Annotated in this window: 16 protein-coding genes and 3 pseudogenes; 17 read left to right on the forward strand and 2 right to left on the reverse strand. The window is 27.1% G+C overall.

Annotation, left to right across the window (positions count from 1 at the left end; translation table 11 throughout):
• The first annotated feature begins 14 nt into the window (after window positions 1-14).
• The 7 genes and pseudogenes from ACWPW7_RS13800 to ACWPW7_RS13830 all read left to right on the forward strand — a co-directional run.
• Complete coding sequence (locus tag ACWPW7_RS13800) at window positions 15-875, forward strand: phage tail family protein (protein WP_454053973.1); 861 nt, start codon at window positions 15-17, stop codon at window positions 873-875.
• 1 nt (window position 876) lies between these two features.
• Window positions 877-2,006: pseudogene (locus ACWPW7_RS13805) on the forward strand (siphovirus ReqiPepy6 Gp37-like family protein).
• Between the two features lie 6 nt (window positions 2,007-2,012).
• A complete protein-coding gene (locus ACWPW7_RS13810; protein ID WP_454053974.1) occupies window positions 2,013-2,849 on the forward strand; it encodes a hypothetical protein in 837 nt (278 codons plus the stop codon).
• Window positions 2,850-2,852: 3 nt separating this feature from the next.
• A complete protein-coding gene (locus ACWPW7_RS13815) occupies window positions 2,853-4,190 on the forward strand; it encodes a hypothetical protein (protein ID WP_454053975.1) in 1,338 nt (445 codons plus the stop codon).
• Window positions 4,191-4,458: 268 nt separating this feature from the next.
• Window positions 4,459-4,866 carry a hypothetical protein gene (locus ACWPW7_RS13820; RefSeq protein ID WP_454053976.1) on the forward strand — a complete coding sequence of 136 codons (408 nt, stop codon included), beginning with the start codon at window positions 4,459-4,461 and terminating at the stop codon, window positions 4,864-4,866.
• A 223-nt stretch (window positions 4,867-5,089) separates the two neighbouring features.
• Window positions 5,090-5,311: a BhlA/UviB family holin-like peptide gene (locus tag ACWPW7_RS13825; protein ID WP_454053977.1), complete on the forward strand. Its 222-nt coding sequence runs from the start codon at window positions 5,090-5,092 to the stop codon at window positions 5,309-5,311.
• A 13-nt stretch (window positions 5,312-5,324) separates the two neighbouring features.
• A pseudogene (locus ACWPW7_RS13830) lies at window positions 5,325-5,882 on the forward strand (N-acetylmuramoyl-L-alanine amidase); the annotation flags it as partial.
• 348 nt (window positions 5,883-6,230) lie between these two features.
• Here ACWPW7_RS13830 and ACWPW7_RS13835 read toward each other — a convergent pair.
• Complete coding sequence (locus tag ACWPW7_RS13835; protein WP_454053978.1) at window positions 6,231-6,530, reverse strand: hypothetical protein; 300 nt, start codon at window positions 6,528-6,530, stop codon at window positions 6,231-6,233.
• Window positions 6,531-6,929: 399 nt separating this feature from the next.
• Between ACWPW7_RS13835 and ACWPW7_RS13840 the strand changes: the two genes are divergently transcribed.
• The 6 genes and pseudogenes from ACWPW7_RS13840 (at window position 6,930) to ACWPW7_RS13865 (ending at window position 13,903) form a co-directional block, all read left to right on the forward strand.
• Window positions 6,930-7,349: a hypothetical protein gene (locus ACWPW7_RS13840; protein WP_454053979.1), complete on the forward strand. Its 420-nt coding sequence runs from the start codon at window positions 6,930-6,932 to the stop codon at window positions 7,347-7,349.
• A complete protein-coding gene (locus ACWPW7_RS13845; RefSeq protein ID WP_454053980.1) occupies window positions 7,244-7,777 on the forward strand; it encodes a hypothetical protein in 534 nt (177 codons plus the stop codon). Before ACWPW7_RS13840 ends, ACWPW7_RS13845 begins: the two co-directional genes overlap by 106 nt.
• Window positions 7,778-8,732: 955 nt before the next feature.
• Window positions 8,733-9,116 (forward strand): annotated as a pseudogene (locus ACWPW7_RS13850) (3'-5' exonuclease); the annotation flags it as partial.
• Window positions 9,117-10,076: 960 nt separating this feature from the next.
• Complete coding sequence (locus ACWPW7_RS13855) at window positions 10,077-11,264, forward strand: M20 metallopeptidase family protein (RefSeq protein WP_454053981.1); 1,188 nt, start codon at window positions 10,077-10,079, stop codon at window positions 11,262-11,264.
• 35 nt (window positions 11,265-11,299) lie between these two features.
• Window positions 11,300-12,262, forward strand: coding sequence for an RluA family pseudouridine synthase (locus ACWPW7_RS13860; protein WP_454053982.1), 963 nt, complete (start codon window positions 11,300-11,302; stop codon window positions 12,260-12,262).
• A 12-nt stretch (window positions 12,263-12,274) separates the two neighbouring features.
• The gene (locus ACWPW7_RS13865) at window positions 12,275-13,903 is read left to right on the forward strand and encodes a putative polysaccharide biosynthesis protein (RefSeq protein ID WP_454053983.1); all 1,629 of its coding nucleotides are present in this window, start codon (window positions 12,275-12,277) and stop codon (window positions 13,901-13,903) included.
• Between the two features lie 130 nt (window positions 13,904-14,033).
• Here ACWPW7_RS13865 and spoVB read toward each other — a convergent pair whose 3' ends face one another.
• Window positions 14,034-15,542, reverse strand: coding sequence for a stage V sporulation protein B (gene spoVB, locus ACWPW7_RS13870; RefSeq protein WP_454053984.1), 1,509 nt, complete (start codon window positions 15,540-15,542; stop codon window positions 14,034-14,036).
• A gap of 433 nt (window positions 15,543-15,975) precedes the next feature.
• Between spoVB and ACWPW7_RS13875 the strand changes: the two genes are divergently transcribed.
• The 4 genes from ACWPW7_RS13875 to ACWPW7_RS13890 all read left to right on the forward strand — a co-directional run bounded on the left by ACWPW7_RS13875 (window position 15,976) and on the right by ACWPW7_RS13890 (window position 20,485).
• Window positions 15,976-17,268 carry a hypothetical protein gene (locus ACWPW7_RS13875; protein ID WP_454053985.1) on the forward strand — a complete coding sequence of 431 codons (1,293 nt, stop codon included), beginning with the start codon at window positions 15,976-15,978 and terminating at the stop codon, window positions 17,266-17,268.
• Between the two features lie 326 nt (window positions 17,269-17,594).
• Window positions 17,595-18,182, forward strand: a complete 588-nt coding sequence (locus ACWPW7_RS13880; RefSeq protein ID WP_454055510.1) for a zinc dependent phospholipase C family protein — start codon at window positions 17,595-17,597, stop codon at window positions 18,180-18,182.
• A gap of 87 nt (window positions 18,183-18,269) precedes the next feature.
• Complete coding sequence (locus tag ACWPW7_RS13885) at window positions 18,270-18,779, forward strand: class I SAM-dependent methyltransferase (protein ID WP_291561805.1); 510 nt, start codon at window positions 18,270-18,272, stop codon at window positions 18,777-18,779.
• Window positions 18,776-20,485: a B12-binding domain-containing radical SAM protein gene (locus ACWPW7_RS13890; RefSeq protein WP_454053986.1), complete on the forward strand. Its 1,710-nt coding sequence runs from the start codon at window positions 18,776-18,778 to the stop codon at window positions 20,483-20,485. Before ACWPW7_RS13885 ends, ACWPW7_RS13890 begins: the two co-directional genes overlap by 4 nt.
• Window positions 20,486-20,716: the final 231 nt, after the last annotated feature.

The raw sequence follows: 20,716 nt of genomic DNA on the forward strand, positions 1-20,716 counted from the left end.
AGTGAGGTGGTGATATGAATAAAAAGGAAAAGTTCATATATGAAAATGAACTAGGACAACATATAGAATTTTCTATTTGGAGTCCTTTTTTTATACAAAACATTGATGGAATAAGTGGATTAAAAAATATTATTTATACTAATAAGGGTATGGGACAGGATGGAACTACTTATACGGGTAGTACTCTTGATAATAGAAATATAGTTATACAGGGTTCAATTATTGAAAATAAAGAATTTAATAGAAAGAAACTACTAAGTACAGTTAATCCTAAATTGAAATCTAAATTGATTTGGGATAATGGAGAAAATAAATACTATGTAGAATGCAAAGTGGAAAATGCTCCAATAATAACTAAGGACAATAAACCTAAGTTTCAAATAAGTCTTTTGTGTCCTAACCCATATTGGAAGAATTATATAGATTCTAAAGTAAATATTGCTTCATGGCAAGGAAGTTTTGAATTCCCTTTAGAAATAAGTGAAAATGAAGAGATAGAATTCGGCTATAGAAATGAAGAATTACTTATGAATATACAGAATAATGGAGACGTAACATGTGGTATGACTGTAGAATTTAGAGCATTAGGAACAGTAGTTAACCCATCTATACTTAATGTAATAACTAGGGAGTTTATAAAGATAAATAAAACTATGTCTCCAGGAGAAATTATTAGAGTTAACACTAATTTTGGAAGCAAAAGAGTAGAACAAGAGATTAATACTGAACTTAAAAATATATCACAGTTTATAAATTTAGATAGTACTTATATGCAATTGGATGTTGGAGATAACTACATTAAATATAATGCGGATAGTAATGTAGGTAATTTAGAAGTAACTATTTCGTATTCTCAGCAGTATTTGGGGGTGTAATATGGATTTACTTATATTTAATAGAGATTTAGATTATTTGGGTATTATAGATACATATAGTAGTTTAAGATGGGTAAGACGTTATAATAAAAGTGGAGAATTTGAATTAAATTGTCCACTTACACAACATAGCTTAGAGCTACTTAAAAGAGAGAATATTATTTATAAAAAAGAAGATAATGAAGCTGGATATATAGAAACTAGGCAATTAAAAGTAGATATTAATGGACAAGAATTTTTAGAGATTAAAGGTAAGTTTCTAACAAATTACTTAGATAGAAGAATTAATTGGGGACAAGTTATATTTAACGGTAAAGTAGAGGATTTAATGCGAAATTTAGTTTTAGATAATGCTATTAATCCAAGTAACGTAAATAGAAAAATTCCTAATTTAGCATTAGGAGATTTAAAAGGATTTACAGAAAAATTAGATTACCAAAACAGCTATGGAAACATATTAGAGCAGTTAGAAAACATAAGTAATACAAATAATTTAGGCTATAGAATTCTATTTAATTATAAAACTAAAAATTAATGTTTGATATTTATAGAGGTGTTGATAGAGCTGTAAATAATAGGTCTATAGCACCCTGTATTTTTTCTAGGGACTTTGAAAACATTTTAGAGCAAAGCTATTTTGAGAGTATAAATAACTACAGAAATACTACATTGATTGCAGGAGTAGGAGAGGGCAAGGATAGAAAGTTAACTAGTATAGGAAACGGATTGGGGTTGGATAGATTTGAACTATATGTAGATGCAAGGGATTTACAGGATACTAGACAAATAGAAAAGAATGATAGTGAAGGAAATACAGTAACAGAAGATGTTCCAATTCCAATAGAAGAATACTATAACATTTTATTACAAAGAGGGAAAGAGAAATTAGAAGAGTGTAAAGAAGTACAAACATTTGACAGTAAGATAAATATCTTAGGAAACAACAAATATAAAATAGATTTTGATTTAGGTGATGTAGTTACCTTAATAGATAAGAAGTGGGGCTTGAGGTTAGATACTAGAATTACAGAAGTAGAAGAAGTTTACGAGCAACAAGGATTATCTATTAATGTAGTTTTCGGCAATACTATTCCTACAATTGTAGATAAAATTAAGCAAAGAATGAGGTGATTATATATGGAAGTTAGTATGTTCTTTAATAGTGTTAATGGAGATAGACGTTATAAAGCACAAGACTTTGCAAACTATTTTAGCAAGGTGCTTACTAATGGAGTATTTCCTAATCCTAGTACTAATCTACAAATTTATAGCGATAATAATATGACCGTTACTGTTAAGCAGGGAGGAGCTAACATTAACGGTTATTTTTATATGTTATATGCAGATAAAAAGTTAGTAATTGATGTTGCTAATCCTACAAGTGATAGAAAAGATTTAATAGTTTTAAGGTGGGATTTGTTACAGAGAAAAATATATTTAGCAATTAAAAAAGGAACTGTTGAAATAACTAAAAATGAGGAAGTATATGAATTAGCACTGGCGGAAATTTTAGTTAAAAAGGGTACCGCTACTATAACTCAAGGAGACATAAAAGACTTAAGGCAAGATAGTAGTAAGTGTGGATTAGTAGACTCTTTAATAAAAATTGATAGTGAAACTTTATTTAATCAATTTACAGAAGGTTTTAAAATAAAGCAAGAGAGCTTTGAAAAGCAATTTTTTGATTGGTTTACTAAATTAAAAGATACTTTAGGGGAAAGTGCAGCAGGAAATTTACAAAATCAAATTGACATGCTCAATCTAAAAAATGATATAACAGGTACTACACAACGAATAATTTTTGAAAATGATTATCCTAAAAAAATCTTACATGTGGATAAGGACAGCTCTGTTCTAAGAACTGATGAATTCCACTTTACTGAAGATTTAATAACAGAAACTAGGACTTTATCAACTGGAGAAACTTTAACCTATAAATATAACTTAAATACTTTAGAAATAGAGGTGATATAGAAAATGGATATAGTAAGTGTAATGGAGCTTAAAGAAAAATTAGACAGAAATCCTCCAGCTAGAATAAGCAATATCAAATATACAGCTATGGGGAATGAAATTACCATTAAATGGGATAATCCGAGTGATGAAGATTTTGCAGGAGTTAGGATTGTAAGAAATTATCTTAGAGTACCAAGTTCTATAACAGATGGGAATATAGTTTTTATGGGTGCTACCAATAGTTATACAGACATGAATTTTGATAGTACGAGAACGGTAGTCTATTATAGATTCTTTCCTTATGATAAAAATTATAATTATAATAAAGATTCAGGGCAACAAATTAAGATTGGTAAAGATGTTACATCGCCAGCAGGAACAAAAATTTATGGAGTACGTATAAACGAGGATTCAAGTAGTTCTAATGCAGTTTATAGGACAGATGATGCAAGTGCTTTATCTCAAGAGGATTACCCATTTAACGAAATCCGCCCATGTGTACTTGGTAGAGATGGGAAGGTCAAATACTATTTAGATAAAAATAATTTTACAAAAAAAATTGATGGAACTAGTGCAAGTATATATCTTTCTTCTAGTGAAGATAATGTAATGATTGAATTTCCTAAAATATATTGGAAAATATACAAAGAAGGAACGTACGTATATGTAAAATATAGCAAGCATAAAATTGACAATACTTGGACTACATTAAGCCATGTGAGAGGTACAGAAGAAAGAGATTATATTTATATAGGGGCGTGTTTAGCAGGGCAAGATTCATCTGGAAAACTTAGAAGTGCAAATACATCATATTCTATTAAGACTGAGATGACATTACAAGAAGCGAGGTCTTCAGCACAAGCAAATGGTGCTGGTTATGAAATAATGACATACGGTGCTTGGTTAATGCTACAGATATTGTATATTGTAAGATATGCTGATAGAGACTCTCAATCTCTAATTGGGAGAGGAAGAACAGATATGTTTGAATCTGGAGAATCTACTAGTATAACTGTTACTAAAGCAACATACGATTTAGGAATGAACTTCATGGGAAATGGGAAACAAAACATGAAGTGGCTTGGGATACAGGACTTCTATGGGAATGGCTTTCAGTTTATAGATGGAATAGTATTTCAAGGGGATGTAACAGATAGACAATTAAAAGGTGGAAGTTTTAAGGTAGGAACTAATAATTTTAATAATTCTGGATCGGGCTACACAACGGTGGGGGAAGTAGAATTGCCCTATTCTAGTAGATATGCAACTGTTAAAAATGTATTTGGAACTAATTTAGGGGGTTTTTGCCTATTTGGAAGGAAGGTTCAAGCAATAGCAGTTATTATTGCGATAAGGTAACTTATCCTAGCCAATATGCAGAGGATAAATACCCTTATACTTTCTCAATTAGAATATCTGGGAGTACAGCTTCACGGTCTGATACAGGTATTTTTGCATTGGATATGGAATATTTGGTAACACATAAAAATAACTATATAGCTGCACGTTTAATGTACTTATAAAATAATATTTATAAAAAATACATTTTATAAAGGATTTTATACTTTTTTGTCTAATAGTTTTTAAACGAACATATTTTAGCAATGTAGTAACGGAGGATTAATAAATGTTTAAAAGCAACAGATTAAAATTTAAAAAAACATTTTACAATATTGTATGTTTAGTTTTAGTGATAATTATAGCTATTGGAATAATTGCAGGTATAATTGGTAATACAATAGACGATAAAACTATTGGAATATGGACTATTATAGCATCAGGAATTACATCTATAGCATTAATAGATGCATTAGTTATGTCTATAAATTCCTCTTTAGACAATCAAAAAGATATCTGTATAAAATTAGTTAGGGAAAACAAAAATAAATATATAATTGAGAATGATGAGAGTTTTAGAAAAGACTTAGAGTTACAAATTAACAGCATCAAAAATAATAAAGGTATTATAGATAATGTTCAGATAATTTCAGTGGACAATAGTAGAGAAGGATATATCTTTTATTATAAAGATTAAAACAAATTTGAAACAATTTTATTTATAGTTTTATTTAATAATCATTTAGACTACTTTTAAAGTAGTCTTTTTGTATTTGAAGTAAATAAAGGCAATAAGTTCTTTTAAACTATTGTAGAGTATGATTTAAAAAAAATGAATTACATCTAATTATTTTTAATTAGATTACATAATCACAATTATGATTATTAAATTTAAAGTAAACTAAAACAGGGGTGAGAATATGGAACAAGAAATTATAAAAGTAGCAATTAGTCAAGGATTAGGATATGCATTATTTGTATTCTTATTAATTTATGTTCTCAAGACTACACAAGAAAGAGAAAATAGATTAAATGCTACTATAGATAAAAACCAATCAATAATACAAGATTTAGCAACAAAATTAAATGTGATTGAGGACGTAAAAAAAGATGTACAAGATATAAAAAATAAAATTAATTAAGGATGTGATAAACTTGAAAATTGCCATAGATTGTGGTCATACACTTAGTGGTGCTGACTATGGAGCAGTAGGAATAAAATCAGAATCTGTATTAACTAGAGAAGTAGGGTCTAGGGTTATAAATAAATTAAAAGCATTAGGTCATAATGTTATAAATTGTACTATAGATAATTCTAATAGTTTAGAAGAAAGTTTAAGTTATAGAGTAAACCAAGCCAATAATAACAATGTGGACTTATTTGTCAGTATACACTTTAATGCTTATAATGGACAGGCACATGGAACAGAAGTATTTACATGGGGTGGCGAACAATTGCCAGAAGCTACTAGAGTATTAAATGACTTAGTAGGGCTTGGATATACAAACCGAGGAATTAAAGATGGTAGCAATTTATATGTAATAAGAAATACAAAAGCTAAAGCAATGTTAATAGAATGTTGTTTCTGCGACAATAGAGAGGACATGAATAAATATGATGCGGAAAAAATGGCTAATGCAATTGTAGAAGGGATTGTAGGTAAAACTGTACCTAATAATATAGAAGTAAATAAGGGGGATTATGACATGGATAAATAGTTACTTACTTAGGAGATGCTGATGTATTTTCAGCTATTTTAGTATCTCAGAAAAATCAATGTGCTTTAATGAAAGCTAGTGACTATGAAGTTAAAAATATAAAAGCAAAAGAAGTAATAAGAATAGGTGGTAAGCCTAATACAAATAGATATGACAGTTTAAAAGAAGCTGCTAAATTAGTATAATTTATTGAGAATTGAATAATATCACTAGGTTATATAATCATAATTATGGTTATTTGAACTTAATGTAAACCAAAGTGTAAAAGAAAACTCATCTTAAAAAAATGAGCTTTCTTTTATCATTTCATGCAATAATTAAGGTTAAAAATAGCACAAACTATTAAAATAGAGTACGTGCATATATAAGCATTACATAAGTTGCAGGTATTTGATAAATTACCAATGCTATATTCAGCAATTTACAATAACGTATCTTTTTTAATTGCCCTGTGTCTAAATTGTCATTTTTTTGTACTTTAATTGTGACTACTAGTCCAATGATATTAACACAAAAAAATAGTGCAAATAGCAATAAGAATACTATGTCTCTTGTTGTACTAGGAAGTATTAAATTTGTTAGCAGTGTCATTATGCAATAAATTATTGCCGATATTATTGGGCAAATTATTGCTTTTCTCATAAATCCCCTCCTTGATAAAAGTATAATATATAAGTGTTTATAATAAGTATATAATTAATTTTATTCATTGTATAGATATAAAAACACCCTAATTTAGTAATAATATACATTATATTGTAGAAAATAAAAATTATGTATTTACAAATATTTCATAATGTATTATACTGGTAATAGTTTAAGGTGAGTTTAATGAGGAATTTTAGCGATTTCGATGTTCATAGATTTTGAATCAATACTATATTTATAGTTATCCAAGATTTATTGTACAAGCAGAGGCATATTTCAAGTTTTTAGTATAGCTATAAATATTCTATTTCGAACATATCTATTTTAAATGTTTTCACAATAAGAACTAGATGAACTCACGTTAAACTATAATTTATTTAGGGGGATATGTATATGGTTAAAAATTCAAAAATTTTTAAAGTTTCTATGGCAGGCTTAATTTGTTGCACTTCTCTAAAAGCACCTATGGTTTATGCTAATACTTTAGATTTTAGTCAACAAAAATCTAATGTACAGTTATTTCAAGAAACTATAAAGGAATCAGATGTAGATTTAAATCGAGAAGATTTAATTAAGCAAGTTTATTCTTTTATTGATGAAGCTAAATCTGCTGGTATGCAGTTTGACTATGTTAATTCAAAAGCAATAGATTCTGCTAACAATGAAGATTTACTTGATATGGCTTTTTATTTAAAATTTGCCACAGTGTGTCAAAAAAATCAAATGAGCAAGAAAATAATTTTAGTAATGAAGATATCAGCAATAATTTTGAAAAACTTCCTGAAGATATTGGAATTGATAATAATAATGTAGGAAATGAAATGCTTGGATCTGGCTATAGTGAATATATAACTAGAACTGCAGGCAAGGTTTATCTTGGAGATGAAACGTTAACTCTTAATGGTAAAACGAAAAAGTTTAGTTATGGAGTAAATGTATATGTAGATTATACCTATAGGGCGTATGAGGATAGGTATGGAGACGCTAGAACTGATTTTTCTAAACTTCACAAAGTAACATCGACTAAGGGTATGGGTGTGGATGCTAAAATATTAAGAAACTATACAGATCGTGGTGGATATTTGTTAAGTAATTCTGCCGACTCATTTAAGGTCAAAGGTCATGGTACATTTACAGTAGGTCTACCAGGTTTTGGTGGTAATCTTGATGTTCCATATCAACAATCATTTGATTGTGGTGACGGTAGCTATGTTGATAGTTCCAATACCCCACCAAGATAAACTTATACTATAGGAAGTTGTGTCACCTTTTATAAGGTGTAACGCCACTCACAAGCCTAGCAAACAACTTATATTAATTATGAGTTGTCTTGCTAGGCTTGTTTTAAGCATTAAATGATGAAATATTTGCATAGTATATATTGAAGAAAAATAATTAAAAATATTAAAGAATTAATTGCTGATTTGAAAAATAAAGATAATAATTTTGAAAAGGATTCCCCAATTAATATAAAGTAATAAAAAGAAAAAAGAGGATTTTACAATTATATCGCTAAAATGTTCTCCATGAATAGTTGGATAGGAGAGGAAGGTATGGAGTACATTGTAAAAGAGGAAACTATGATTGATAAGGTGAAACAGAAGCTAAAAGGGAACTGAAAATCACAAGTTCTATTTTTGTTTAATCTTAACATAGCATGTATTTAAATTTATATAACCATATGTCAAAATCACACTTTTTATGATAAGCCTTAACATGAGATGTATTTAAATATATTAGTTGATAATCCTTTGAGCAAAAATTGAATAGTTGAATCGTAACATATGATGTTATAAATAAAGAGGGTTATTAGGAATTATGTCTAGTAGTCCTTTTGTTATTTTAAGTTATATTAATATGTAGTGTTTTTGTAGCCTACTGTTCCTGCAATCGCAGGAAAGTAATTTATATTTTATTAGTATATATGAATGTGATTTTACTATTAAATATATAAATATTCTTTATCCACATTTGTGGATGCTATAAAATGTAGAAGAATAGTTATTATATGTATATAAACATTAGGGAATTAGATAATTAATCTTAAATTTTTATGTTGCATAATACTGTATAAATTTCAAGATATATAGTACAATACATATATAATGTAAATGTATGGAATGAATTAAACAATTTAATATGGATAGTATGTATTTTACCAGTTAAAGCCTTAATTCTTCTCGATGTCATGGGGTAAAGGGAATGGAATTTAAAAATGTTTTCATAATTAATATGGTACAGGGATATATTCCTCATGAAAACAATATAGAGAATAATATAGAGGAAGAAAGAAGATTATTTTATGTAGCTATGACCCGTAGTATAGAAAATCTCTTTCTATTTATACCTAAGAAAATACAAAGTCAAAGCTATATACTTTCTCAATTTATAAAAGAATGTGAATATAAAAATTCTCTTCCATTTAAATTTAATGATTTTGTAGTTCATAAAAGTCACGGTAGAGGTAAAATTACATATATAGATGAAAATACAATAGAAATCGAGTTTACTAATATAACTAAGAGATTTGATTTAAATGTATTGTGTGATTATAACTTAATAGAATTAGTGGCTAAATAGTTTAATTCATTTCATACATGTAACTATTAAAAAGATAATAAGCTTATATATTATAAAAATATCCATAAGTAGGATATGACATAAAAGAAGCTACTATGACATACCTCATAGTAGAGGTTATTAATTTAAAGACATATGAAAAGTATTTAGATAGTTTTACAACCTATAGTGTATATAAATTCGAGAGAATTAGATTATTATGAATAATAAATTCTTATATGAGTTACAAGAAGGTATTTTAGATAAAAAAGCAATTTATATATTATATGCATTTGTTTTTATATTATCTTTTATCATTAACATTGAAAACATCAAGTTGTATGTTAATATATTTAGATTTATTTTATCTGGAATAGCTCTAGTGTTTTTAGTCTTAATTTATTTAAAATGTAAAAATTCTAGAAATCAAAAGGAGAATAGAATAATTGTTCAAAATATAATCTTTTTTATTGTGTTAACGTTTATCTGCATGTATGTTTTTATAAAAGATTTAATATGAAAGGTTAAAATTATTCTCATATAAGTTAAGTGCGAAGTTATAAAATATATTTAAAAGTAAAGACCAACAGAATAAATCTGTTGGTCTTTACTTTTAAATCCTTATAGATATAGTAGATAATTTAAATAAAGTCTAAAAATAACCTTATTTCATAGCATAGCTATAATATAAGGCTAAACTAGTTAACATAATTATAATTATGATTTTATATATCTAAAGTAAACTTAATAATATATATTTAAATAAACATTTTATACAAATATATATTATGCAATTTAAACTTTATTTTAATATAATGTAATTAGAATTTAATGAAATTAATAAAGAACAATAATTAAGGATTTGTTGAAGTATTTTTAATAATAGTATATAATCTTAATAAGTTTAAAGTACGGTAAAAAAAGATTAAGCTTAAAAATAATAGGCAAAAAGGTCTATTATTTTTTTATGGAGGCATAGTTATGGATTTTCTTAATATGGCAAAGAATATAGAAGATGAATTAATTGAAATTAGAAGAGATTTACATAGAAATCCCGAGTTAGGTTTCGATTTGCCTCAAACTTCAGGAAAGATTAAAGCTTTTTTAAAGAGTGAAAATATTTCTTATACTGAAGTGGCTAAAACGGGAGTAGTGGCTACTATAAAGGGAAGTAAACACCCAGAAGAAAAGAATTTTAAGACTATAGCTATAAGAGCAGATATGGATGCTTTGCCACTAGAGGATAAGAAGACTACTGTATATACTTCTAACATAAAGGGAAAAATGCATGCATGTGGTCATGATGCGCATACAACTATAGCTCTAGGTGCTGCAAAAATATTGAATTCCATTAAAGATGAATTTAGTGGTAATATAAAATTTTTCTTTGAGCCTGCAGAAGAAACTGTAGGAGGAGCTCAATTAATGATTGAAGAAGGTGTACTTAAAAATCCTCCTGTGGATGGAGTTATAGGTCTTCATGTAGATGAAAATTTAGAATGGGGAAAAATTGGAATTAAAAGAGGAACCGCTTATGCAGCGTCAAATCCTTTTACTATAAAGATATATGGAAGAGGTACACATGGTGCGAGTCCTCATAAAGGAGTAGACCCAATAGTCATTGCAAGTCATGTGGTTTTAGCACTCCAAACCATTGTAAGTAGAGAAATTTCTCCTACCTCTCCAGCGGTAGTAACAGTAGGGACAATTAAGGGTGGCACAGCACAAAATATTATACCTGAAGAAGTTGAAATATCAGGAATTCTTAGAACTATGGAAATAAGTCATAGAAAATATGTAAAAGAACGATTGTCAGAAATAGTAAATGGCATAGTTACATCTATGAGAGGACGTTGTGAAATAAAAATTGATGAAAGCTATCCATGTCTTTTAAATGATGACAATATGTATAATATATTTGAAAATAGTGCTATAAACTTATTAGGACAGGATAAAATTAAAGTCTATAATGAACCCACTATGGGAGTTGAAAGTTTTGCTTATTTTTCCTTAGAAAAGCCTTCAATGTTTTATTGGCTTGGATGTGGCAATTTGGAAAAGGGAGTTGTACATCCTGCTCATAGTAGTTTATTTGATATAGATGAAAATTGTTTAGCTATAGGAGTAGCTATGCATTGTAAAATGGCTTTGGACTTTTTAAATAAATAATTACAAAAAAATAAGTTTTACATTAGGAGGAAAGTATGAGGATTGATATAGGATCAAATGAAGCAGGACAAAGATGTGATAAATTTGCAAGAAAATTATTAAAGGACGTTCCTTTAAGTGCAATATACAAAGCTTTTAGAAAGGGAGACATTAAAGTAAATGGTAAAAAGGTAAAAGAAAAATATTCCTTAGAAGAAGGGGATATAGTTGAAATTAGAGAAATTAAAACTGAAGCAAGTAATAATAAGAAAAAACAATTTGACAGAATTGATAATAAACTAAAAATAACTTATGAAGATGAAAATATGATATTAGTAGAAAAATGGCCAGGAGTCCTAGTACATAGTGATAAAAAAAATGGGGAAGCTACATTGACAGATTATGTACTTTCCTATCTATATGATAAAGGCGATTATCAACCAGAGAAGGAAGTAACATTTACTCCTGCACCTTGCAATAGATTAGATAGAAATACCTCTGGTATTGTGTTATTTGGTAAGAACTTTAATGCACTAAAGCAATTGAATGAAATGATTAGAGAGAGAAAAATCGAAAAATATTATATGGCATTAGTGAAAAATAGAATTAAGGATGGAATGTATGAAGCATATATTTCTAAAAATGAAGATACCAATATATCTAAGGTTTATGATAAACCAATGCCAAACACAAAAAAGATAGCTATGAAAGTTAAAACAATACAAAGTTGTGGAACTTTTTCATTAATAGAAATAGATCTATTAACAGGAAGAAGTCATCAACTTAGAGCTCACTTATCCTTTTTAGGAAATCCAATAGTAGGAGATATCAAATACGGTGATAAAAAGTTAAATAGTTTTTTTGTTAACAGATATGGATTAAACTATCAATTCTTATATGCTTATAAGGTTATATTTAAGAATACTCCTGATACATTATCATATTTAGAAAATAAAACAATTGCAGAATCGTTACCTCCAATACTTAAGAAGATAAAAAATGATGTTTTTAAAATCTAGTGGAGGTGTATTATGGGAAATAGTTCGAAGTTAAACACACAATCTGCGGCTAAAGGTGTTGCTATATTAAGTATGGCAATGCTTTTTGTAAAGCTAATGTCTCTTTTGTATGTTCCAGTATTAAGAGCTATTTTAAAGCCAGAAGGTATAGGTGTATATTACTCTTGTTATCAAATATTTCAATACTTTTATATAATAGGTAATTCAGGATTACCAGTAGCTATTTCTAAGATAGTTTCTGAATTTATAGCCCTCGGTAACTATAAAGATGCACTTAAAACTTTTAAAATGGCAAGGGCTATGGCCTTTATATTAGGGCTTGTACTAACATTGTTACTATTTTTATTTGCGGAACCTTTAGCGAAAAGTATGAATAGTGAACAGTCAACATATGCACTTATGGCATTATCACCAACGATATTAATTACAACTATATTATGTGCTTATAAGGGATATTTTCAAGGTAGAGGAAATATGACTCCTACAGCAATTTCTCAGGTGATTGAACAGGTATTTAATACAGGTTTTAGTTTAATTTTTGCTTATTTATTAATTGGATATGGAAATGAATATGGGGCAGCAGGTGGTACTGTTGGTACAACCTTAGGGGCTCTAGTAGCAGCAATATATTTCTTTAGATTTTATAATAAAAATAGAGCTAATAATATACCCCTAGGTTATAGCCATAAAGGTATAGAACGAGCTTCTAATGAAGAAATTGCAAAGAAAATTTTATTTTATGCTATCCCTATAACTATTGGTATAGCTATACAACAAGCAGGAACTTTGGTAGATTTAAAATTGGTGAAAGGCAGATTAGATATAGCTGGTTTTGATAAGTCAAACATAGAGATATTATGGGGAATATTAAGTCAATATACTGTATTAATAAATGTGCCTTTAGCCTTAGTAAGTTCACTATCAATTTCAATAGTTCCTATAATTTCAGCTCATAGTGCAACTAAAGATAAAAAATCTTTAAGAAATAGCGTTAATACTAGTGTAAAAGCAGCCTATTTAATTACAGTTCCTTCTGCTGTAGGACTTTCTGTATTTAGTTTACAGATACTTCAATTATTAAAACTTGATTTAGATATATCTAACTTATTATTTTATGGATCTTATGTAATAATATTAATGGCAATAGTATATTTACAAACATCTATATTACAGGGACTAGGAAAGGTTAAGGCAGTAACAATATTTTCAGTAATAGGACTTATAGGAAAAATTATTGCTAACTATGTATTTGTCGCTATCCCAGAAATCAATATATTGGGAGCAATAATAGGAAATGCTATTTCATTTTTAATAATGCTTATTTTAAACCAGTTATTAATAAATCAAAGTCTTAAAATTAGAGTCAGTATTGTAAGGCCAATAATTAAACCTTTTATTGCATCTGCAGCTATGGCTACTGTAGGCTTAATATGGTACAACTTAGTATATAAAGTATTTTTAATGTTATCAAAAGGATATATAGCAAATGCATTATCTATAGCTACTACTATATTTGTTGCTGTTATAGTGTATTTTGTATCATTAATATATATAGGTGGAATTAGAAAAAGAGATCTTCAAGTGATACCTAGAAAATTAATAAGATTTATTCCTAAGAAATTATTACTAAAGATAAGGTAGGAACAATATTTAATTATTGTATTTATTTATAATAAAATATATGAAAAATAAGGTGAAATTTATTTAAACTATTTTTCATTGTAAACTGTAAAGTATAATATAAAAAATCGTGACTGATAGTCACGATTTTTTATGATGATCTTCTTATCATAAAGGTAGAGGTTATGAATAGTGAAAATCCAATTATTATTAAAATAATATTCTTAATAATAAATATATTATTTGGAATTATTATGTTCAATATCTTTAAAGTTAAAGCTGTTAAGATGGTTAAGCATATAATTATTAAAAACTCACCTAAATTCATAGATATAGATACCACTTTATTAATTTCAACCATATTAATTATTAAACCAATAATAGAAGATGCAACTAATGCAATAGCATATCCTAATATATTAATTTTAGGAATTACTATTAATATATATATTAGTAGTAATTGGATTAAAGATGTAATTAATGAACTTATCAATATAGTCTTTTGCTTTCCTAAGCCATTCAAAATACCATAAGTACAAGATGAGGCATATAGAAAAGGTGCACAAATAGATACAGCTTTAATATATAAGGAAAGATCATTTCTTTTGTAGAATAACATTCCAAGATTATTTGGGATTGTAAGACAGATTATCATAGTAGAAACACCTAATAAAAAGCACATTTTAATCACTTCATTAATTCTTATTTCTAATCCAGTAAAATCTTTTCTAGTTAAATTTTTTGATATATCAGGTACTAATATTGTAGCCATAGATACTACAATTACAATTGGAAAATATATGATGGTTAAACACATACCACTGAACTTTCCTATAATTTCTAGTGCAGCAGTATATTCTAATCCAGCTAATACTAATCTTCTAGGCACTAATAATGTAGAAAAACCTGAAATAGCTGTAGTTAATAAGCCATTGATAGCTAAAGGTGCTGCCACTACTAGCACATTAAATAATAATTGAGCACTGTTTTCTACCCGTTCTTCATTCAAATGTATGTCCATAAATTTAAGGCTACTTCTTTTATAAAATAAATATAAAAGTACAAAGCTTACAAATTCACCTATGGCAAAGGAGGTGTAAGTAGCAGTGACTGTAGAGGTTATATCTTCTAACAAAAAATAATTTATTACAGATAATGTAATAAACATTCTTATTGCTTTTTCAGCGATATCAATAATTGCTGGTGTCTTAACTTCTAATACGCCATAAAAATAACCTTTATATACAGAGGAAATAGCAATAAAAATCAATGCAGGACATAATACCCACAATGAATATAATGTTCTACTATCTTTTATTATATGAGTACTAATAATTGGTGATAGTATAAATATTATTATTGTAACAAAAACAGACCAAATTAATGAGAACGTAAGTACTACATGGATGCTTTTATTTAAATTTTTATAATGACTTGTCCCATAATAAGAAGAAACTTCTTTAGATATGGCAGCAACTAGACCGCCACATACTAGGCAACAAAACAAATCATATATAGGCATTATAAGTCCATATAATCCAACTCCTTCTGGACCTAGTTTGTCCGAAAGGATAATAGAAAAAACAAATCTTATTATAGCCATAGCTAAATTAGATATAGTTAAGACAAAGGTATCTCTATAAAACGTATCATTACCCATAAAAACCCCCACTAAAGTAATATATTAATACTTATATGTAGACGAGCAGACTTATATTCTCATTTTATTATTTAAAATTTCTGTGATTTAGTCATTGAAATTTCTATAACTTCTTCCTCAATTGTAAATTGTAAATTGTGCATTATTCTAAGTTGTGAATTGAAATATTTAATAGCGTGCTTATTATCTATATAGTAACTTTTTGGATAGCTTATCTATAACTTACTTCTTAATCTAAGCTTTAACAAATATACTTATAGTTAAGATAGTGAATATAATAACAATTTTATATATACTAATTAACACTTTACAGATTTTTATGTGTTATTTTTAACAACCATTTTTCAATTTAGTAAATAAAGAAAATGATTAGTAATTTAATGTAATTTGCAAAAATATATATTAATAAATATATAAATAATGGAGTGAGGTTATGAAGAAGATTTGTGGGTGGGCTTTATTGATAATATTTTCAATTTCAATCTTTATTTTTGTTAGTACAAGCAAAAATGACTATGGAATATCTTGTAAAGAAAGAAATGTTAGTTTAGAGATTAAATATAAAGGGCTATCTAATTCAAGAGATTTTGACAAAGATGAAGAAGGAAATTATTATATAGCTTTTAAAGATAGAATTATAATAATAGAAGATAACGGCAAAAGTTACAATTTATTCTCGAAAAATTCACTAAATATCACTAGCATTGAGTATGATAAAGAAAAAATTTATTATGCTTCAGATTCTTCAATTTTTTGCTATGATTTAAAAACTAAAGAACATAGTGAATGTATTAAAGAAATACCTAATATAGGAGATTATAATAAGATATTGTTAAAGTTAAGTGGAGAGTATCTATTTGTTGCTATAGGATCAGCTACTAATTCAGGTGTAGTAGGTGAAGATAATCTTTGGAAGAAAAATTATCCTACAGAACACGATTATAGCCCTAATTCTATAACTTTAAAAGGATATAATTTCGGAGAGATAAATACTGGTGCATTCGTAGAATATGGAAAATCCAATTTAGATGGACAAATAATAGAAAAAAACGAAATAGGCAATTCCACAGTAGTTATTTATAATATAAACACAAAGGCTTATGAAACATTTGCTTGGGGGATTAGGAATATAATGGGGATGGATTTTTCAAGTGAGGGAAAATTGGTTGCTACAGTAGGGGGAATGGAGCAGAGAGGATTAAGGCCAATAAGTAATGATAGTGATTATATATACGAAATTCAAAAGGGAGTATGGCATGGATTCCCAGATTTTTCCGGAGGAGACCCTGTAACTTCTTTAAGATTTTTAGATAAAGAGAACAAACCCATAGAATTTATTTTAGAAAAACATCCAAGCCAAACCCCACCAGGTCCATTATATCAACATAACAAGATATCAGCATTAGGAACCATTGCAATTGATTCACAAGGAAAATTGGGGGACAGAGATAGTATATATTTTTATGATCAGCTAGATAAAAAAATATATAATTACAATAAATTTAAAACATCCAAAGAATATATAACTTTTGGAGATAAATCACAAGTTGAAAGTATAAAGATATTAGATAACAAACTTAATATTCTAGAAAATAATCAAGGAGTATTATATGAGTTAAAGACTTGCGAAAATAAAAATAATGTAATATCATTAAAGGAATTGTTTAGATATTTATTGTTTATTGCACTAACTCTCATTATTATGATCATTATATTATTTATATAGTAAGAAGTTAAAAAAATAAAACTTATTTGAATTTAAATTAGAAGTTCTTAAATTATCTTAAAGCTTTAAAATTTTTCAAAGAAAAAGACGGAATATTAAGCTTGAAATTTATTTTCTAGAAATAAATAAATTAAATTTAAAATCTAGCTATCTTTTTTGATAAGTTTGTTTATAATAATACTGTATTAATTTTTACAGTAGAAGGTGGTAATATAATTAAACGGAAGATTGAAAATACTTATGGTTACACATTAAAATTTCTATTATATGCTTTTAATCCCATAAAGAAAAAGGTTAAAAAGACAGAGTGCATTGTTCATCAATTTATAAACAAAGAGGCCTTAGAAATTTTAAGAAATGATGGATATGAAAAACAGTACAAATTTTTTAAAAAATATATTAAAATTTTAAACAAAGGTGTAATATGGGCAGATGCAGACTTTAAAAGTGCTAATCATTTTTATCATCATGAAGATGGAAGAGGTTTATATGGTTGTTCTAATGCATTAATTGAATGTGAAATCTATTATAATAAAGCTTTAAAGAATATCCATTGCAATAATATTCCTAAAGCTATATTTTATTTAGGAGCAGCATGCCATTTAATTCAAGATACAACGGTGCCTGCACATGCCAATGTAAATTTGAGGAATCATAAGAGTTTTGAAACATGGGCTATTAGACTTATCCAAAATGGATATACTCATCCTATTAAACAAGGAGCTATAAATTATAATACAGTTGAGGAGTATGTTAAAGAAAATACTAAATACTCTAATAGAATTGATAGTATGTATAGGAATATTAGAAATAAAAATCAAAGATATGCTAAAGTTCTAGATAAGGTATTATTAAAAGCAAACCAAAGTACAGCAGGGTTTTTATTAATGTTTTATAATGATGTAAATAATTAATTAAAAGTATATGGAAGGAAATGTAAAAGCTTCGTTGAATAGTATCTATAATAATCTTATATAGATATTAAATGAGGTGAAGAATTTATGAATAGTTCTGTATTTATTAATTTAGAAAACAATATTTTATATGGAAATTTGTTGGATATAGGCCATGACAATTATGGAGTAATATATAATCTGTTCAAGCATTATGATGAAGAATGTGATATTCAATATTTTGAAAAAAGAGCACGAAGGAATATTGAAAAACAGAGTTATGATAGTTGTATACTTTTTTTTAGTTTGAATTCAATATTTAAAAATATTGAAAAAAGGAGACTTATTGATGAAGTTGGAGACTATCTGAAAAATGATGGAATTTTATATATATGGGATATAGATAAAAAATTTTTAAAAACTTATGAAAATAATATAAAAGTATATATGCCAGATAAAAGTTTAAAGGAATTTCAGATTAAAGATTATAATATTTTAAAAGATAATTCTAAAGAAAAAATATTAGATCTAGTTGATAAACGATTTGAGGTTATGAACTTTAAAAGTAATAATGGAGTATACAATATAATTTGTAGAAAGAGGAGAAATAATGGATGAATGTTTTATTAGTTGGGGTAAATGCTAAATATATTCACAGTAATTTAGCAGTAAGGTATTTAAAGGCTTATACTAAAGATATGGATTATAATTGTGATATTATGGAGTTTTCTGTAAATGATAGGGTTGAGAGAATTGTAGAGGAAATAATGGAGAGAAAACCTAGATTACTAGGTTTTTCCTGTTATATATGGAATATTGAATATATAACAAGAATAACAACCTTAATAAAGTCAATAGATGATAGCATACAAATATTTTATGGTGGACCTGAAGTAAGTTATGATTCAGAGAATTTTCTAAAAGCTAACTGTGGTGAATATGTTATAGAGGGCGAAGGGGAAGAAACTTATAGAGAGTTTATTTATACTAAAATAAAAGAATATAAAAATGAAGAAATAGATTATAGTAATATTAGAGGGCTTTACTCTAAAAAGAGTGGACAAATTTACTATGGTGGAAATCGTTCCTTAATGGACATGAATAAAATAGTCTTTCCTTATGAAGAAAGTGAAGACTTAGCTCATAAAATAGTATATTATGAAGCCTCTAGGGGATGTCCATTCAACTGTAAATATTGTTTATCTTCAACTTTTCATGGAGTTAGATTTATAGATATTGAAAAGGTGAAGAAAGATTTAAAATATTTTGTTGATAATAAAGTTAGATTAGTAAAATTTGTTGATAGGACATTTAACTGTAACGAAAGTTTTGCAAATAAAATTTGGAATTATTTAATTGAATTAGATGGAGAGACTAGATTTCACTTTGAGATATCTGCTGACTTATTAAGCAGTAAATCTATAGAAACACTATCCAAAGCAAAAAAAGGATTGTTTCAATTTGAAGTAGGTGTACAAACTACTAATGATAAAATTCTTAAGAATATAAATAGAAATGTTAATTTTTCTACAATAAAAGAAAAAGTGGAAGAATTAAAATGTTTAAAAAATATCATGCAGCATTTAGATCTTATAGCAGGACTTCCAGGAGAGGATTTTAATTCTTTTAAAAACTCTTTTAATGATGTATATGCAATAGGACCAGATGAACTTCAATTAGGTTTTCTAAAACTTTTAAAAGGATCAAGTATGAGAGAAGAAGCAGAAAAGTGGGATATGCATTATAGTCCATACCCTCCCTATGAAATATTGAAAACCAAAAATATAAGTTATAATGAATTAATTAGACTAAAGCATATTGAACATATGGTCGATAAATATTTAAACAGCGGAAAATTTAATAATATATTAAAGTATTTTGTAGAAAGTGATCTTTTTGATACTCCATTTGATTTTTATGAACAGCTATCACTGTTTTACAAAGAAAAGGGATATTTTAAAAGAAATATTTCTTCAAGTGAATATTATAAGGTATTTTTTGACTTCAATAATGAAATATTAAGAAGGAATAGTGAATTATTATGTGACATAATTAAGTTTGACTATTTAACCTATAATAAAAAAAGAGGAATTCCAGATTTTATTTATAGAGAAAGTGGTAAAAACATAGAAAAACAAATTAAAGAGAATCTCATTGATAATAATTTAATAAGTTCTGTTAATGATGTACATATTGAAAAATTCAATTATGACTTAAATCAATATTTTGTAAATAAATTGATAACGAAGAAGGATTTCTATGTAGGTTTCTTTAATAATAGCAATAATGTTTTAATAGATCTAGGAATATACTTAAAAAAATAGAAAAAAAATCCTAAATAATGAACAAATAATGAACAAATGGTTAATAATTAGTTAACTTTACCACTTAGTACGTTTTCACATCTTGTACAATAAATTTTACCTATATATAATAAGTGGTAAACATAAACCTTTTATAAGTATTTTGTGATGTTTTATAAAGTATATGATATTGTGTCGGAGAGGAGATTATTCCTCTCTTTCCATATAATTATATTTTAAAAGGTGGTGATA

This window comes from Clostridium sp. Marseille-Q7071, assembly GCF_965112025.1.

Bases quoted from the DNA above. Each gene is read 5' to 3' on its own strand.
- ACWPW7_RS13800 (WP_454053973.1), top strand. From the start codon at position 15: ATGAATAAAAAGGAAAAGTTCATATATGAAAATGAACTAGGACAACAT.
- ACWPW7_RS13825 (WP_454053977.1), top strand. From the start codon at position 5,090: ATGGAACAAGAAATTATAAAAGTAGCAATTAGTCAAGGATTAGGATAT.
- spoVB (WP_454053984.1), bottom strand. From the start codon at position 15,542: ATGGGTAATGATACGTTTTATAGAGATACCTTTGTCTTAACTATATCT.
- ACWPW7_RS13820 (WP_454053976.1), top strand. From the start codon at position 4,459: ATGTTTAAAAGCAACAGATTAAAATTTAAAAAAACATTTTACAATATT.
- ACWPW7_RS13815 (WP_454053975.1), top strand. From the start codon at position 2,853: ATGGATATAGTAAGTGTAATGGAGCTTAAAGAAAAATTAGACAGAAAT.
- ACWPW7_RS13890 (WP_454053986.1), top strand. From the start codon at position 18,776: ATGAATGTTTTATTAGTTGGGGTAAATGCTAAATATATTCACAGTAAT.
- ACWPW7_RS13875 (WP_454053985.1), top strand. From the start codon at position 15,976: ATGAAGAAGATTTGTGGGTGGGCTTTATTGATAATATTTTCAATTTCA.
- ACWPW7_RS13865 (WP_454053983.1), top strand. From the start codon at position 12,275: ATGGGAAATAGTTCGAAGTTAAACACACAATCTGCGGCTAAAGGTGTT.
- ACWPW7_RS13835 (WP_454053978.1), bottom strand. From the start codon at position 6,530: ATGAGAAAAGCAATAATTTGCCCAATAATATCGGCAATAATTTATTGC.
- ACWPW7_RS13810 (WP_454053974.1), top strand. From the start codon at position 2,013: ATGGAAGTTAGTATGTTCTTTAATAGTGTTAATGGAGATAGACGTTAT.
- ACWPW7_RS13855 (WP_454053981.1), top strand. From the start codon at position 10,077: ATGGATTTTCTTAATATGGCAAAGAATATAGAAGATGAATTAATTGAA.
- ACWPW7_RS13840 (WP_454053979.1), top strand. From the start codon at position 6,930: ATGGTTAAAAATTCAAAAATTTTTAAAGTTTCTATGGCAGGCTTAATT.
- ACWPW7_RS13860 (WP_454053982.1), top strand. From the start codon at position 11,300: ATGAGGATTGATATAGGATCAAATGAAGCAGGACAAAGATGTGATAAA.
- ACWPW7_RS13885 (WP_291561805.1), top strand. From the start codon at position 18,270: ATGAATAGTTCTGTATTTATTAATTTAGAAAACAATATTTTATATGGA.